18 protein-coding genes and 1 pseudogene are annotated in these 16,995 nt (G+C 34.6%); 6 read left to right on the forward strand and 13 right to left on the reverse strand.

The annotated features are described in order from the left end of the window. Positions 1-25: 25 nt before the first annotated feature. The 7 genes from YN1551_RS02395 to YN1551_RS02425 form a co-directional block, all read right to left on the reverse strand. Positions 26-388, reverse strand: a complete 363-nt coding sequence (locus YN1551_RS02395) for a DsrE family protein (protein WP_009989104.1) — start codon at positions 386-388, stop codon at positions 26-28. Continuing rightward, the gene (locus tag YN1551_RS02400; protein WP_009989105.1) at positions 385-663 is read right to left on the reverse strand and encodes a hypothetical protein; all 279 of its coding nucleotides are present in this window, start codon (positions 661-663) and stop codon (positions 385-387) included. The genes YN1551_RS02395 and YN1551_RS02400 overlap by 4 nt, the downstream gene beginning before the upstream one ends. After that, positions 663-1,892, reverse strand: a complete 1,230-nt coding sequence (locus YN1551_RS02405) for a YeeE/YedE family protein (protein WP_009989106.1) — start codon at positions 1,890-1,892, stop codon at positions 663-665. Before YN1551_RS02405 ends, YN1551_RS02400 begins: the two co-directional genes overlap by 1 nt. A gap of 3 nt (positions 1,893-1,895) precedes the next feature. Then, a complete protein-coding gene (locus tag YN1551_RS02410) occupies positions 1,896-2,144 on the reverse strand; it encodes a sulfurtransferase TusA family protein (protein ID WP_009989107.1) in 249 nt (82 codons plus the stop codon). 81 nt (positions 2,145-2,225) lie between these two features. Further along, complete coding sequence (locus tag YN1551_RS02415; protein WP_009989109.1) at positions 2,226-2,561, reverse strand: DsrE family protein; 336 nt, start codon at positions 2,559-2,561, stop codon at positions 2,226-2,228. Then, a complete protein-coding gene (locus YN1551_RS02420) occupies positions 2,554-2,916 on the reverse strand; it encodes a hypothetical protein (RefSeq protein WP_009989112.1) in 363 nt (120 codons plus the stop codon). The genes YN1551_RS02415 and YN1551_RS02420 overlap by 8 nt, the downstream gene beginning before the upstream one ends. A gap of 43 nt (positions 2,917-2,959) precedes the next feature. Beyond that, on the reverse strand, positions 2,960-3,934 hold the full coding sequence (locus tag YN1551_RS02425) for a sulfurtransferase TusA family protein (protein WP_012717128.1): 975 nt from the start codon (positions 3,932-3,934) through the stop codon (positions 2,960-2,962). A gap of 299 nt (positions 3,935-4,233) precedes the next feature. On the opposite strand from YN1551_RS02425, the gene YN1551_RS02430 reads away from it, so the two are divergent. From YN1551_RS02430 to YN1551_RS02440, 3 genes are read left to right on the forward strand one after another with little or no spacing between them, the layout of a single operon-like run. Next, positions 4,234-5,454, forward strand: a complete 1,221-nt coding sequence (locus YN1551_RS02430) for a YncE family protein (protein ID WP_012714317.1) — start codon at positions 4,234-4,236, stop codon at positions 5,452-5,454. Positions 5,455-5,464: 10 nt separating this feature from the next. Then, entirely contained in the window at positions 5,465-6,376 is a 912-nt protein-coding gene (locus tag YN1551_RS02435; RefSeq protein ID WP_012714316.1) for a hypothetical protein, read from the forward strand. Continuing rightward, positions 6,361-6,897: a TQO small subunit DoxD gene (locus YN1551_RS02440; RefSeq protein ID WP_012717129.1), complete on the forward strand. Its 537-nt coding sequence runs from the start codon at positions 6,361-6,363 to the stop codon at positions 6,895-6,897. The genes YN1551_RS02435 and YN1551_RS02440 overlap by 16 nt, the downstream gene beginning before the upstream one ends. On the opposite strand, the gene YN1551_RS02445 is transcribed toward YN1551_RS02440, so the two are convergent. Further along, positions 6,894-7,898, reverse strand: a complete 1,005-nt coding sequence (locus tag YN1551_RS02445) for a hypothetical protein (protein ID WP_012717130.1) — start codon at positions 7,896-7,898, stop codon at positions 6,894-6,896. The two genes, YN1551_RS02440 and YN1551_RS02445, sit on opposite strands and share 4 nt — an antisense overlap. After that, a complete protein-coding gene (locus YN1551_RS02450) occupies positions 7,864-8,577 on the reverse strand; it encodes an ATP-binding cassette domain-containing protein (RefSeq protein WP_012714313.1) in 714 nt (237 codons plus the stop codon). The genes YN1551_RS02445 and YN1551_RS02450 overlap by 35 nt, the downstream gene beginning before the upstream one ends. 292 nt (positions 8,578-8,869) lie before the next feature. Here YN1551_RS02450 and YN1551_RS02455 point away from each other — a divergent pair, with 292 nt between their 5' ends. Together YN1551_RS02455 and YN1551_RS02460 are read left to right on the forward strand one after the other, a co-directional pair. Beyond that, complete coding sequence (locus YN1551_RS02455; protein ID WP_012717131.1) at positions 8,870-10,477, forward strand: hypothetical protein; 1,608 nt, start codon at positions 8,870-8,872, stop codon at positions 10,475-10,477. Positions 10,478-10,527: 50 nt separating this feature from the next. Further along, positions 10,528-11,190, forward strand: a complete 663-nt coding sequence (locus tag YN1551_RS02460; protein WP_009989122.1) for a helix-turn-helix domain-containing protein — start codon at positions 10,528-10,530, stop codon at positions 11,188-11,190. Here YN1551_RS02460 and YN1551_RS02465 read toward each other — a convergent pair. The 4 genes and pseudogenes from YN1551_RS02465 to YN1551_RS02480 form a co-directional block, all read right to left on the reverse strand. Further along, on the reverse strand, positions 11,187-11,861 hold the full coding sequence (locus YN1551_RS02465) for a hypothetical protein (RefSeq protein WP_012717132.1): 675 nt from the start codon (positions 11,859-11,861) through the stop codon (positions 11,187-11,189). The genes YN1551_RS02460 and YN1551_RS02465 overlap by 4 nt on opposite strands. Before the next feature lie 267 nt (positions 11,862-12,128). Then, a complete protein-coding gene (locus YN1551_RS02470; RefSeq protein ID WP_012715675.1) occupies positions 12,129-13,373 on the reverse strand; it encodes an IS256-like element ISC1332 family transposase in 1,245 nt (414 codons plus the stop codon). A gap of 44 nt (positions 13,374-13,417) precedes the next feature. Then, positions 13,418-14,824 (reverse strand): annotated as a pseudogene (locus YN1551_RS02475) (hypothetical protein); the annotation flags it as partial. 48 nt (positions 14,825-14,872) lie between these two features. Beyond that, positions 14,873-15,598 carry a hypothetical protein gene (locus tag YN1551_RS02480; RefSeq protein ID WP_012714310.1) on the reverse strand — a complete coding sequence of 242 codons (726 nt, stop codon included), beginning with the start codon at positions 15,596-15,598 and terminating at the stop codon, positions 14,873-14,875. 607 nt (positions 15,599-16,205) lie between these two features. On the opposite strand from YN1551_RS02480, the gene YN1551_RS02485 reads away from it, so the two are divergent. Then, positions 16,206-16,991 carry a helix-turn-helix transcriptional regulator gene (locus YN1551_RS02485; RefSeq protein ID WP_012716593.1) on the forward strand — a complete coding sequence of 262 codons (786 nt, stop codon included), beginning with the start codon at positions 16,206-16,208 and terminating at the stop codon, positions 16,989-16,991. Positions 16,992-16,995: the final 4 nt, after the last annotated feature.

Genomic DNA, 16,995 nt, shown 5'->3' on the forward strand with positions numbered 1-16,995 from the left:
TACGTTATTGACACTAAAAAACTTTTTAAAAGATTAATGTGGCTTTAGCCTCGGAACTCTTTAATGCGAATTCCGAAACACCGCTTATCTTAACCTTATCCAATAGCCTTTCATGATTAACGTTCTTAACTTTCATTCCAAATTCACATGCTGTAAGTTCTATATCATCACCTCCTAATTCTATTAGATTTTCATAGTAATAGGATAATGGCTTTACGTTAGGTAGCTGTATTTTCTCTATTTCCTTTGTTACTCCCCTTAACCCATCCATGGTGAAGAACATGTACACTTTATTTCCAGAAGAGGCGTAGCCTATGGCAGTTATATAGGCCATATAGAGTTTTTCATCTTCTCCAGATATTACCATTATTGCATATAAATCACTCATTGTTTATTCGCCTCCTCCAATTCTCTAACCGTCTTAACTAGATTATACCAGAAGAATATGAGTCCCAAATAAACTACTACATAACAAATATATCTGGTTGCCTCTATATATCCTTGCAATTGTGATGGGGATATGTAAGCTGAAAATACGCCGTTTTCTAATGCCACATTATTGTTGGAAACTATGTATTGTACTGAGAATCCATACCAACCTAATGCAAATAAACTTACTACTAAGGGTGCTAATAATCTTCTAATAATTGGTAAGGAAATCATTATAGCCACCTCTCTTGGACTTTAATCGCTAAATAAACTCCTAATAACATTCCGAAGAGGAATATAATACCGTCATAACCTAATTGGGCAAAATTAGTCCACATTAATCCTACATTGCATCCAAGGGCCATTCTAACGCCTATACCAACTAACATTCCTCCTCCGAACCCTATCAGCAGTCTACTCTTATTTCTTGGTATTCGTATTTTGAAGTCACCACTTAGATATGATGCTGAGAAAGCTCCAATACACAACATTATTACCATTAGCGTACTTGGGTCGACAATTGGTAGCGAATCGTTAAACCAAGGTGTGTTTAGAAATAACTTGACGTTTCCTAACATTAGCAAGTATTCAAAGAATCTACCGCCATCAGACGAAGTTATGACTAGGTAATTGAAGGTGTATCCAGCACCAACTATGAAAACTAAAAGTAAATCTAATGCCAATATTATTGTAGTCAAGTTAGTTCCATATGGTTTTCTTAATAGTATCAAATCTTTAATTTCCTTGGTTAACGATACCTTTTCTTCTCCAGATGTACTTATGTTTTGATTATAATACGCTCTAGCTGCAGGTAAATTGATACGTAGACTAGATGAGATTGCCCATTTTCTCTTAGTGTACTGTTGCAAGTATATTCCAATGAATATTAGTGGTAGGCTAACTACTAACGTGGTTATATAGACTGACATATTTGAAATTGAGTGAAATATAATGTAGGGCAAGTATTCAACATATCCTCCGTTCGTAGTTGATAAAATCCCATTAGCCATTGTGTATAGCTGGAAGGGCCATATACCTATTGCAAATACATATGTGCCTATCATCATTCCGAATAGCTCTATCCAATTTTGAACATACCCACTAGCAGCCCTATAAAGCATTGATAGATTACAACCACCTGCTAATGCTGCACCAAAGCCAAATATTATAGAGCCAACAAGGATATACCAACCTGCAAAATAGTTATAATAATACTGATCAAATGCTGGAATAACTCCAAATGCAACTAGTAATCCGCTTCCTAACGCGGACAAACCGAATAGTATTAAAAGGGCTCCAAATCGCTCATAACTTTTGGCCGTAAATATTGAAGTCATTGCGTTTACAAAACAATAATTACCTCTTTGGGCTGCCCAACCCAAAATAAATCCAGAAAGAGCGAATAATCCGTAGATTAATGCCCAACTCTCTTGAAGTACTGGCTGTAGTACCATACTTGGCATTGATTATTTCACCTTTAGGATTCTCACCTTGTAAAGTCCGTTATCTCTTATCACTACAAATGGGTACCCTAAGGATTTACATAAAGAAGGTAAAGTAACATGTACTGCGGGTTCGTGATCTGTTAACACTTCTAACATTTGTCCTACTTTCATTTTCTTCAATTTTTTGCTCGCGCTCATTTCTGGAACAGGACATTCCTCTCCTCTAACATCAAGAACCTCATCTGGTTGTCTTAAAGTTAGATCTTCCACTTTGATTCCCTCAAAATATTACGTATTTTTAGGTAATTATAAAAGTTGTGATATTATAAACCCTTATTAAAGTTAATATAATTAAATTGTAATAATCATATCTACAGTATCTAATACTTTTGCATAAAAGTCAGGGAAACAGCCTATCTTTGCTTCCTCTATTAGTTTATCAGCTAAATTTCTCATGTATACGCATTGATCACAGGCTTGCAAATATATACCCCTTTCCCTACTAAGTTTACCTAATCTTTCGGCTAAGGGATTATCTTTCATTAGAATATAGACATTATCGTGTATAAAGAACATTCCAATAACTTCAGCGTTGTGTCTGTTTTCCTCTAACTGCGGTACTACCATCTGCCCTAAAATATAAGAACCCAAATTGGATTCAACTATATAGGCAATTTTCTTAACCATTGCTGACACCATTTATAAATTTCTCAACAACTTCATTCACTATCTGGTTAGTTGTAAATCCCTTGATTTGACGTAGTTTTTCCATGGAGTTATCTCTATTTATTTTTCCCTCATTTTCAATATATCTCTCACAAAGTGCTTCTAAGGTTATTATGAGTAGTGGACATTCAGAACTTTCATAATATATTTTCCCATCTTGAGCCCTATAGAGTGTGAACCACCTAGAATTATCTATTCTAAAATAGCCCAATTTTTTGGCATTTATCTTCTTCTTATAGCTAAATAACCTTTTCATTAGAAAGTCTGAAGCGTATTTCCTATTAACTATGCAACCACATTCATCCTTAAGCTCCATAATGGGAAATACACGCTTAGTCCAAATAAATTTTTGCAAATAGTCAATCTAACGATAAATACATGACATTTGTTTCTCCAGCTAACTTCTTTAAACATTCTAATGCTTGGTAATCTAATAAGGTTTCATTTTCAGTGTCAATCCTAGCACATACCATTTTGTTACTCTTAATCAGTCCAGTAAATAGCCATCCCCTACCTAAAGGTGCTGATGAAACTAGGCAAATGTCTTTTTCACAATTAAATCTATAATTCTTAAAATCATTAACTTTTTCAACTTTATGGAATTTCACGAAATATGTATATAAAAACGACATGAATTTCTTATCCCTAATTAGTTCTCTAATCCTAGCCTCGTTGAATTCCTTAATGACCTTAACGTATTCATCAGTGTTAATCGTATTACTTAAAACTAAAATCCTAAAAGATACGTAGTCTTCATATTTTAGGACCTCATATCTACAGTTAAATAACTTAATTATTTCTGGGATAGTGTGAGCTACTGCAGCTGGATTATCAGTTAAAGCTTCTATTATTTCTCCCCTATTAGCCTTCATCAATTCTCTCTTTAACGTTATTTCAGGGACTGGGCACTCTTCTCCTCTAAGATCTACTACTTTATCTGGCTTAAGAGTAGAAATTCTAAGATTATTTTCAACTTTTTGCTTTCCTATTAAATATTTTGAATATTCTTCTAAATTTTTCCTTATTGAATTTGCTATACTACTTAGGAGTTTTTCGAGAATTCCTCTGTAACTTATTTTTACGTTTATTCTCTCTTCGCTTTCCTTCTGGAACGTTATATTTATTATGAATCTTCCATTCTTTTCTATTATATCAAGGCCATCCTTTCTCGGCTTGCATATACATTCTACTTTTAGTCTGAATATGGTGAGGTAACAAATATACCCAAAATCTAGCTTTTTTATATTTGATAATTTATATAACTTATACGAGTTTTCAAGGTCTAACAATGACTTGAAATCTTCAGCGTAAATCAGTGTAGTTTCCTCTATCATTGTTTAAAATGATGTTAATTCTATTTAAAAAACTTATCTTCAGCCATTTAGCGCATAACTGAATTTAATTTTAAGAATAAAAAGTCTATTCTTATGATATAACAATAAGAAAAATGTTGATGAAGAATTTTCTTAGTCAACTAATTTATTTTGGTTCAAGGGTTTTCTTAATTTTATGCAAAAGTATTAGATACTGTAGATATGATTATTACAATTTAATTATATTAACTTTAATAAGGGTTTATAATATCACAACTTTTATAATTACCTAAAAATACGTAATATTTTGAGGGAATCGAATGAATAAAAAGCAGTTAATAAAGGCGTTGTCCAGTTATCAATTATGGTTAATAGTAGGACTCATAGTAATTATATTGATAGGAGTAGGGGCTGCATACATTATGTTAAAGCAGTCTCAATCGTCATCAATACCTAGTTCGACCCAAACTACCAGTAGTTCAGTTTCTACTACTACTTCTCCTCAATACAGTTTCCTAGTATTCACACAGAAAGGAATTGCAGAAATAATAAACCCATCATCCACTACTCCTTTCCAAGGATATACGCATTCCATTAACATCTCTACAAACGTACCACAACAAGTATACTGGTGGGTTGAGTATCCATTTGAAAATGCTGCACAATCACGATATTACCTCATACCAGTAAATAATGGTACGGTTTACGCAATCGATGCTAATAGTTTAAAGATCGTAAAGGAATTCAATTTTGGAAATAGTATAGGATTTATAGGAGTTGCATACTCACCAAGTCAACAACTAGTCGCAGTAGCAGATGGTCCAAGCGGTATCTTAGCTCTAATCAACGTTTCATCTCTTAACGTATTATGGGAACAGCATTTCGTCTCTCCAGTTAATGGTAGAACGTATTATCCTTGTGACGTTAGATGGAGTCCAGATGGAAACTATTTAATAGTTCCAATGAGATTTAACAACAGCGTTGATCTTATAGCGTTAAACGGTAGCTTAATTAAGGTTTTACCCACTGCTGCTGGTTCACAACCCTATATGGTAAGCCCTAATATGCAAGGCACAATGGTAGCGGTAGAGTACGTTGGAAATAACTCAGTTGGGTTTTACTCTTTACCATCATTGAAATTGCTAGGCATCTTACAAATGCCCAACGGTACAATACCACAGAGGGGTGTATTCACTCCAAATGGAGATTACTACCTTGAGGCACCTTCAAATACGAATCAAGTGTTTGTGATATCCACATCCACTTTTCAGATAGTCAAAACTATAGACTTGCCATCATTTAGTGTTAAAGGCTTAGCAGATATAGAACTTATGCCTGGAGGGCAGTACGCATATGTAGTGATTCACGGTAATGTACAATCAGGTGGTATAATAGCTCTAATATCCGTAAGTAGTTTAACGGTAAGTAGCTATGTACCTTTGTCTACCGCTCCAGCAGTGATAATTCCAGTTCAAAACCAAGTAGCAACTTACCTAGTTGATAACGTTTTGTTACCTCCAGTTACTGGGCTTCACTGTTAGGGGAATAGGGATGAAAGTCCTACATCCATATTTCTATACTTTTTTGTTTTTTAATTTTACCGTATTTCTCCCAATTTTAATAAATGGGATTAGGATAGTTAGTTTGTGGTATTCTCCCTTATCTGATACCGGACAACAAACGTTTATACTTCCCTTCTTAATATTCACCGTTATATATCTTGCTTGTTCTAGTATATTTGGGTACTTCCTTTATAGACACAAGGAGAACAAATTCATACTAGTGAAAGGAGACTTTACCGTATTAAATATTATGAAGAGTCTTCTAAACGATAAGGCGTTTAGAAAAATACTAATTTTCTATTCAGTTTCCTATTTAGTATCCTTCCTAATAGTTAGCGGAGTCATCTTGGTCCCGAACATCAACATTAGTCCCTATTTTTTAAAGCTAACAACTATAACATACGATGCATATGGAATTCAAATCTACTTTAATTTCTTCGTTCTTAACATACCAATGATCATCTTTGCTCTATTAAACACGTTAATACTATCATTTGCGTTCATGCTAAGCTACTATACCATTTCACTAATATATGTGTCATACAATTTAATGGAATGGAAAGTACCAAAGACCTTTAGGATAACTGCAACAAACATTGCAGGAGGATTTTTGACAGCCTCTGTCCCATCAATTGGAACAATAGCGGGAATTTGCTGCTTAACCCCTACTGCAATAAATTCACTATTGTATCTCGCTTCCTCCTCGTTCCCATTAATAAGTAAAAACCTAGTGTGGAAGTACACAATCTATATGGGAATGCCCTTACTCTCTACTATCTCCCAATTAATATTACTCTCCTCTCCCGTATTTGCTGGAGTGGTAATTCTCTCTTTATCATTGTACTCTCTCATACAAATTAGCAAGAAATTAAGAGAGGGATTGTTATGGCAAAGACAATGATCTCCGATAATTTTACATTAATTTTAAGGATATCAACGGCTTCCATATGGCTCTATGCGGGTATTTTAGGAAAACTTCTCAATTCAGGATTTCTGAATCCATCTTCCGAACAGTATGTAGGTTTTACAATACAGTACTTAGCCCAAGGATCTATTATAAGGCAATTTTTATACATAGTCGCAATGCCACATCCGGTTCTAGTTGGAACCTTAGTGATGATAGGAGAGATCTGCTTTGGGATTCTAATCCTTATAGGACTAATGAGCAGACTATGTGGTGTAGTAGCATTTTACACTAACTTAATTTACTTCTTATCTGCTAGCTGGACTGGAGCTGAGGAATATGGGTTAAATCTTCTAATGATGATAATAAACGCGTACATAATAGCCTATGGTTCTGGTAATTTCTCAATAGACTCTTTGGTTTTACGAAAGTTTAACGTTGTAAATAACAAGATATTATGGATAATAGTAGGTAGTGTGATATACATTGCTGTCATTGTGTATTTAATACTTATCTAGGAAATTCTCAGTTTTATATATCCAACTATTAGGAGAAGAGTTGCTAAGAGAGAATATAAGTATCTATCATATATTACTAAATTTACAATATAAAATCCTAATATTACAGAATAATATATCATGTTCTTACTTCCGAATGGCGCCAAACCGTAAACACCTAAAGAGAAAGAGATTGAAGCTATCATATAAGGTAAAATCAAGGCGATGTCATTACCTATCAAAATGAATTCAAACAAATAAAATGACAGACTGGATAACATAATTGTCAAAGGTATCTCAGCTATTAACTTTCCGACATATACTTTAATTGTTCCTACTAACCTCATAATTTGCCTTAATTCGCCTCTTGGAAAAGAGGATAATAAATAGTAGTCCATCAAATCGATAAAGGAAAAGAAAAATAATAAAAGGATAATGAGAGGTATCTTTAGCGTGTTTGAAAAATTATTGTAGGTGAAATTGACATCTAGAGGAAGATTAACATTGTCTGAATTAATCTCAAAAATTGTATAATTTGAATTTTCTTGTTTAGGATCTACTGCGATGAAAGTTTTACCCTTAACGCTTATTATTGAAAGATTTTGGCTGGAATAATATTTTAAAAAGAGACTTGAAAAAGCGAAAGTAGTTGAAGAGTTTGGTATAGTTAATGTTAGATTTACGTTCTTTTGAAATGAATTTATTATTACGTTAATCCTAGTATTATTCTGAATATAAGCCACTGGAAGATACAAGTAAAATGACCCATTATTTGTCTTAACGCTCTCTGTGAAATTGTAGTATGACAACTTTATTTCTGAACTTACACCTTTTCCTTGAAAGTCAAAGACATAGCCTGATACTTTTATCCCATAAGAAGAGCCCTCAACGATTCCTATAACGCTTATCGATTCGGAAAGAATTTGCGCAGCTATTAGTGACAGACTCAGAGCTATAAGAATTAAGAAGACGAATACAATTGATCTTTTAAATTCCTGCATAAAAATATAGGAAAACCTCATCTGGTGTCACTCTAATAACCTCATACTTAACTCCACGTTTATCTAAATCAATTTCAATACTATTCTCGTTTTCCCTTTCCCATATCTCACTATTCTTAAATCTTATAACCTTGTACAACAATCCACTCTTGGGACCATCGAAAACGACCCTACCCTTAGACATAATTATAACTCTATCTATTAAATCCCATATATCCTTAAGGTTATGGTGAGCAATTATCACACCTCCTTTAAATCTCCTTATCAAATCTTTAGTTAGAGAAGAAATTTGGGACATGTCATCGACTATGAGGTGGTTAGGGGAAAAAGGTAATGAAAGAGCTAAGGACAACCTCTTTTTCTCATCTAAGGATAGATCCTTAACCTTCTTATTTCCATCTAATCCAACAAAATCTAAATAATGATACTCCTTATTAACATAAGTCATTACGTCTTTAACACTGATAGTGGGTATAAATTTGGGTACCTGAGGTATATAAGCGATCTTCCTCTTATCTTCTAAATACACTTTACCTTTAGTTGGTTTCACATCTCCAGCTAGCATCTGAAGTAGTACAGTCTTTCCTGAGTTATGAACACCTATAACTCCTACCTTCTCGTTCTCATAAATATCTAGATTAACTTCAACTACTGCAGAACTTCCGTGAAAAATTTTACTTACGTTTATTGCCCTTATCACGTTAAAGTTTACTCGTTTTAAAACCTAATATATTTTCTTGTGATTTGATAACAGCAGTTATAGGATTTTCCTTGAATGCCTGAATGTGAAGATAATGCCGTCATTAAGCTATAAATTCTCTCCTTGATATTCCAAACGTATATTAATTATATTGGTTTAGCGTCTTCTCTTTATCAAGGTCAGTAAACTTAATTAATTTGTAGTTAAGTGACGGCACTTTCTAAAAAGCCATCAAGAAATGTCAGTTCCTCTAAAATTTGATATATAAATATGAGAAAAGTAATGTTTAAATGTGAGTGAGAAGCGCGCGTCAAGAGTATTAACGATCATATTAATAGTATTGATTTTATCAGAATTTTGTAATGGTATATTGGTTAAGACGAGCACTATGAAAAATATATTCATCAGTTTAATTGTCTTAGAAGGAAAGCCAATAATGGTAATCCAGACTTCTAAAGCTGATTTTCTAAATATAACTTTAGAAGATGTTAATAGAAATAGAATAACTTTGCCTACCATTTCTCTTAACGAGTCCAACGTTCTAACGTACACTTACGATGGATATCTAGTAATTGAGATGCGTGCACAAGGAAGTTTAACAGTCTATGTTATAGACTCCTCGTTAACCTTAATTAGTAATATAAAGCTAAACTATAATTATTCTGTTCAGTATCCACTCTTAACTGGAGACTATATAGTTCTGATTAGCAAGAAGCTAGTGGGAGTAATAAGTAGAAATATGACCACTAATGGTTCACTTTTAGAGGAAAACATTCCCATTTATAATATTTCTATATCAGCAACTAATTTTCTTAATAAATATGAAAAGAATATTAGCATAAGCGATGTTATCGGATATCCCTTAAATCTTACACTAATTAAAGATCATATTATAACTGGGTCTTTCTTTCCACTAAATGAAGTATTACCCATTTTCACATATAAAAACTGGATTTACATAGTTTATCCTATATATTCTAATTCCACAATAGGGGAATATGAAATAGAAGCCGTAAATTTAAATACGGGGTCAATAAGTTCTACAGAGATTAAATTTAGGGGGTATATGAGTGGATATATTCCTTCTAACTTAGAGGGTCTGCGATTTCTAGTATTCTACAACGAAAGTAACATCTCGGTTTACTCTATTAATGGGAGCTATATGGAAAGCTTAGAGATAAATAATTATACCAAACAACTAGAGAAGCCTTATGCAATATATACACCGCTCTTTCCCTCAGTACTGCTTTCAAGTAGCTTAACCCTTGTTAATCCAATTGTTGTCCCACTGTCTATTGAAGTAGGGCCCATTATCAATGTAGTCAATTATTCTGTTAACGTTTTACCATCGGTTGCGAATCGTATTTCAGATTATTATTTGTTAGCCAACTTCAATCCCTATCTATACTTAGTTCTATTTAATACTACTTATGGACTAAATATTCATAACGTATCGAACTTTTATATTTACAATAAATCTGTCTTATTAATACTTTTTTACAATTCGACTATATCATATTATCAAATTGGTAAGAGAGGTTTAAATAGACTTCCCTCGGGTACAATGATTTCAACTGGTCTTGTTGTGGAGAACAACTCTGTACAGTATTACCATAATCCTATATTCTTCTATCAGAACTTTCCTTTAATTCAAGGTTCTCCCATAATAATGAAATACAATAACGGTACTTATGAATTAGCTATAAGCTTGCCAAATTCCACCATTTATATACCTAAGGGTAAATTGTACTTATCACTGGGAGATAAACTCCATGAGATAAATTTCAGTATTCCTCGGGATAATGATAGCTTTACGAATTATATTATCGTCTATGTTATCATATTACTAGTATCAATTGCAATATATATTATAATTCGCGAGAAAGATAGAATTTCATAGTAAGATGAACCATCTAATCCTTTTAAATTCAAACATTACTATATTCTATAGTGATAAAAAGTTACACCATAGTGCTCTCACACGACGATTGGAGTCGTTACACTGAGAGATTTAACGAAGAGGAATTATATGTAAAGGTTGTAAGGAGAATTCCATCTTTAGATGGACTCACTGAAAACGTTATGGGTATAATTTACGCTAAGGACAAGGAGTTTTATAGGCAAATAATTAGAATGCTGAGTAGAAATGAAACAACTATTGATTTCAGAATAATAGATGAGTACAAAAACAAATCTAATATCAGAGCAATATACGCATCGATAGAGAGTCTTAAAGGAAGAATAGCTGAAAGATTATTAAAGGATTGTAGAATTTTTAGCATGTCAGAAACTATATATGAAGGAATGGAAAGATGGAACGTAATTGCTGACTCCGAAAACTTCATTAAGATCATACCAGAGGTGAAAGAGCTAACTTATGAGTTTAAAATTATTGAGGAATCTTCAAATCCACTCCTTTCAGTAAAGGAAGAGCTAACGCCTAAGGAATTATCAATTCTGAAGCTAGCCTTTGATAAGGGATACTTCGAAACGCCTAAAAGAATAGGACTAGAGGAGTTAGCAAATGAGTTGGGTATTTCTAAACCAGCCATAATGCAAGTTTTAAGAAAGGCTATTGCGAAGTTGACCGAAAAGAGTATAAAAGATTTTTAACCGGTTAGAGAGCTTAAAATTCCCAACCCTATCATAAAAATTCCTAGAAATAGTAGTGATAGCCTCCCTGCCTTAGCTAGAATTTGGAAATTCGCTTTCACTCCTTTGACCAAACCTTTGTATATTAATAAAACCACTATGGATTGGGCTATCCATGAACCTATTCCAAATAATAGTCCAATTAAGAAGGTGATATTCCCACTAATAAGTGTACTTAGGGCAATGGTTAATAACAATATTACTATAAAATCCCCTCCAAAGGCCGCAGCTAGGCCGTGAATCCAGATTAATTTGTAATCTGGATTATTATCTTTATCCACAACTTTATCCTTGCCTTTAATAATGAAAATTAAGGCAACTCCTATCATTGTCAGCCCTACTATAACATCTACTATTGGGTCTAAGTTGTAATTCTGAAAGAATGAGAGAAGTTGTCCAGTCAATGCGCTCAAACTAGCCCAGACGAGTGTTAATGCCACTGCGAAAACGCTTGTAGAAACTATTGCACCTTTCATATTCCTCTGCATTATTCCATAGGATACGGTAATTGGCCATGTATGTTCGTCAGGTTTAAGTCCATGAACTATACCTATTATAAAAATTGCTAAAGGCCAATAAATGCCTAAGACTAATAATATTTTATGTGCTATTGGCTCTAGTATATCTGGCAACGATAATATAGCAACTGCAATTCCGAGAGATATGGAAAGCGCAATTATGAGTTCTTCCTCTCATATGGTATGAGGGTAACCCTAAAGTATATAAATTTTTCTACTAATAACAAAGGAAAAGGACAAAAAACATTTAAAAAAGAATTTTTACCTTCTTCTAACTAACACCACGGCTATTACTATTATAACTATTAGTACAATTATTCCAATCGCTATATATGTGGGGCTACTGGGTATAGTTGTGTGAGAAAATATGTAAGCAGAAGGTTAAAAGTCTTCATCAAGACTCACCTGGAACCTTGAAGCGTGGAGTTGTTTGAGATGATATGAGTAATGCCTTATCACCGACATGGGCCTGAACTTCCAACGCGAATTACTTTCATGGATCGAAACGTAGAGATAGACCTCCAAGGAGCGAAGAGAGGGAAAGTAACCTCCGAGCTCCTCCTCGAACCTAGCCAGGGTCGAGTTGAAACTCTCCGACGTGTTATTAGTGTAGAGGTAGTGTCTAATCTCCCTGGGGAAGTTGAGAAAGGAACAATACTTGTCAGCAGCGTCAAGAAGCCTCTTGGCTCGGGCTGGAGAAAAGGGTTGGACAAGTTGGCTGAGGGACAATATAGCCTTCCTTCCCTCCTCCACGTTCCTGGAGGACTTTAGATCCCTAACTCTAATCATTAGTTCCTCCTTCTCCTTGTCTGGGAGGACCCTCATGAGGTTCCTAACCATGTGTGTTATACAGAGCTGGTGTTGAGAGGAGGGAAAGAGCGTGGACACGACGCGATCGAGTCCAGAGAAGTCATCGCTCACGATTACGTCAACCCTGCTGACTCCCCTGCTTACGAGTCCGCTCAAGAAGGACTTCCAACCGTCCAAGTCCTCCCTATCCCTAACTTCGTAGTCCAAGACGAACTTATTCCCTTCTAAGTCAACTCCTATGGCAATGTAAATGGCTCTCTCCATGATCGACTCGCTGATTCTGACCTTTACGATCTTCACATCGATGTAAAGGGCTAGGAGATCGTGAGGTAGTTCGCGGCTCTTGTATTCCTTGAGTTTGTTGGATATTCTCTCGGCAACCCGATTCATTACGATCTCACTATACGGTATTCCCTTGGCTGCTAACACGGCCTTGACTTGACTTGGAGTCATGCCTGATAGAACGAGCTGCTGGAGGAAGTCCTCGTAATCTGGGCTGGTCCTCTCGTACTTCTCCGGAAGGATCTTGGGTCTGAAGCCACCCTTTCTGGTTCTCGGTACTCTGAGTCTTAATACTCCGTCTCCGGTTCCCAGATATCTGAAGTAGGTCCCGTTCTTGTGGTCGTCCTCAACTTCTAGGTAGGCTTCCCTCTCTTCCATCATGGCCTCTTGCAAGATTATCTCCTCTATTTCCCTTAGGCTAACTCCTTCTTTGATTGCCTTTCTTATCTTTTCTCTTATTTCTTCCATTACCTTCATGGTATTACTCTCCCTTATGGTATTACCCCTTCCGGGGTTATTTTTACTTTTTGTCATTATTTTTCACCTTTTGCTACCACAACTATAACTGGTAGCCCCTAATATGTTGAAGATGGATCGTCAAATATTTCCAGTTTTCCATTTATGATGAAGTAATTGGAAGAGTTTAATTTAACTAATGTATCATTCTCTACCTTATAGACGCCAATTATGGAACCATTATTAAGCGTCGTAACGTTGAATAGGATGTATTGTGAAGACACGTTGACTACGACCTTCTGTGCCACATGAACGTTACCGTTTAAATGCACATTGGTAACGTTTACCAATAGCGGAAGTGTTACACTAACATTATGAGTAGTATTGGCTTCTGTTAATACTACGAATTTTGACGTTGAATTTAACGTTATTTCCGCTAGCACGCCTTTATGATTATTCACTATGACTAAATGAGAAATGTTAACGATTGCAGTTGACGTTATATTACCTTCATCGTTTCCTACTATCATTACTGGGACTCCATTAATGTAAGTGTAACCCATAAAGTTGGCATGTACTTGTTTTACTCCACTTACCGTAACTATCTTAAGTTCAGTAAATGCGATGTTATAATTAAGTCCAATCTTAACTGGAATCATCTCTAGATTTCCAACAATACTCGAAATGTGTATATATCCTAGAATTGTACCATTTACTCCATAAAATTCTATCGTCTCAAAATCTGCACGTATGTTTCCCTTACCTGACATTACTGGAACTAAGCCTTCTCCTTTCCAAAATAAGGCAGGAGTCAGTGTGCCATTAAAGTACGCTGTAGTAACCTTATATCCATTAACAGTTGCGTTGCTTTCTGTCCCATTATAGTTAATACTGACCAGTAATGGAGAATATCTCCTTGGTATTTGCGCTGTAGCAGTTAGCTCTCCACTAACCGATACTTTAGCCTCTACAGATGTTACCGGGAATAAGTATAGGCTTATTTTATTGCTTATACTTACATTTTCTTTATTAATTGCCAATGTTGCATTAGCTATTGTGGAACCGTTTGCGAATTGAAGCATAACTTCACTTGTTCCATTAATATATGCATAAGCGTTAATATCAGTAGCATTAAAACCAGCCCATATCAATTCTGTCTCATTTGCACTCATTATCACTATTCTTATTAAATCAGGTAAGTCAGTTTTTATCGTAATGGTGTTATTAGTATAAGCTGATACGTTAACATATCCCTCAAATTTTTCTGGAGAAGAAGCAAATAATAAAGTGTAAACTGTTCTATTGTACGTTACCTTAAACGTTTTGCCGTCACTTAGGGTTGTATTGTATGTAGCTGAACTTACAGTATAAGTTACTGTACTTGCACTTAATGGACCATTAATACCGGAGGCTCTGTATACACTATCATATCTTTGATAATACACGTGTATTGTAGGACTTGAACTAGCTGAAATTAGAATTGTTGCGAAAACCGTTAAGAGGGGAAGTAGGAGGACTAGCCATTTCATGTGAGATAGTAGGACGTTTCCCCTATATAAGGGTTAAATCGTTCCGCTTCATGAAACGGGTTGAATTTCAAATAATTTCTTCACTAGATTTATATCACGAACTAATATAAACTCATCTGAGTTTTCATTACTGTTGCTGTTAGTGGAGTTTCCTATAAATTTAAAGTAAAGACCTATATCGTTAAGTATTTGTTGTGGCGTCAAATTCTCATAACTCTTACCATAAATATAAGCAGTTACCTTAACATCATCCTCCTTTATAGTTACATTTACATAGGTTTGGTTAAGATTTAACGTTACGACTTGACCATCTTCAAAATAGAGAATAACATATAATTGAGAAAACGTTATATTAGGCTTGATACCAACAATGTATATTCCATGTTCTTTAACGTGTATCTTAAATTCAGCCTTAAATGAAAATGAATAGGTCTGAGGCTGTTTAGTAGTAGTTGAAGATCCAGAATTAGTAGTAGAGGACTGAGTTGTAGTGATAGTTGAAGTTGCTCCAGATGTCGTGTTAGTTGTGGTTGAACTAGACGGAGAGATAATTTGCACTGTGGAGACATTTATTGGAATTCCACCTACTGGCTGAGTAGGTCTATTGTGTAGTGTATAATAAAGTTCTACACCTAAAATTACATTTACAATTAAGGTAATAATTACCAAACCTACCAAGAGTGTTTGTCTATCCACGATTTGTAATTGGTTGAATATTCCATATAAACCTTGGTTCCATGAAACAGTGAAACAATACACTTTAGAATGACGCATTTACGTCAAAGTATAGCAAATTAAGTAACCTACACGAGCTACATGAATTACCTAATATCATAAACCTTTTCATAAAACTTGAAGCGAATAGTTAAAAGTAAATTGCATCTTCTGGAGGGGCGATTCAGGTCTCTTTTGCGAATTGTAATTCATGAATAAGATGGAGATAACAAAGTAAACTGCTGAGCGTGGATCTCCACCTAGTCAGTGGGGTGGTATTTGATTAAATTCATTACGATTCTTTAAATAAACTGAATTCGCAAAGGATGCGTGAACGGACTTTTTGGAGATCAAGTGAGATATAAGGACGTATACCAAATTATTATCGCATCAGGATTCTAATTATCTTCAATTATTTTTAGATAATACTATACTAAAAGTCATTTCATTATAGTTATTGCAAAGGATTCATATAGCCATAAAACTCTTAAAAATATTTTTAAGAGTTTTAATTATAATTGAATTCTAAGGGAGATCTTAGAACCTATGCTTCTTTAATTATAGAAAATAAGATAAAGGCATAATTCCTAACGACAAGGAGAAGTTGAACAACCCAATATTTAGAAATCGCTAAGCTAATAAACTGGTTAATATTTAGTTAAGTTTGATGAAGATTTTGCTATTATTGCTCTTACCATTGATAACAGTCCCAGTCATTATTTCACACTCTTCAATCTTAAATATTTATTATAACGGTACTGTAGAGGCTGAACTTACTGGTAACGTTAATCAATTCGTCCTGATAGGGCATAATATAACGAACCTTAAGATCATTGGAGCCAAATATAACTTGTCCGGAAATACATTATATCTCACTCCCAGTAATACTACTGTTTTCATTTACTACAATGCCATACTACCTAGAGGAGTTATCCAAATTAATGAGCCATATAACGCTACAATCAATATTTATCTACCTCTTAACTCCTCTATTAATTACATTTCTCCACAGCCCTACAGCTTTAATGTAATGAGCGATTATTATAATGTTACTTTTGCAAACGTAAATAGCGTCATATTGCTCTATACGCTTTCTTCCCATGTTACTACAGCACAAAATGAATTGGAGATTCCTATGATAATAGGTGGTTTAATAAGTAGCGATGCAGTACTAGTTTCACTAATCATATTCTTGCTAAGGAGAGGAAATGTTAGGGTTTTGAAAGAAGAGGAAACAGTAGATTTCGTTCCAGAGGTGTTGGATGAAAGGGATACTATTGTGTTAGAGGCAATAAAAATGGGTACAAATACATTAGCTGATATTGTGAGACAGACTGGTTTACCTAAATCTACTGCATATAGGAGAGTTAAGAAGTTAGTTAAGTTGGGATATATAGAGGAGATAAGAGAGGAAGGTAAGATTAGGTACGTGGTAAGGAGCGATAAGAAATAGCTGT

The organism is Sulfolobus islandicus Y.N.15.51 (assembly GCF_000022485.1).
In the GTDB taxonomy this organism is placed as follows: domain Archaea; phylum Thermoproteota; class Thermoprotei_A; order Sulfolobales; family Sulfolobaceae; genus Saccharolobus; species Saccharolobus islandicus.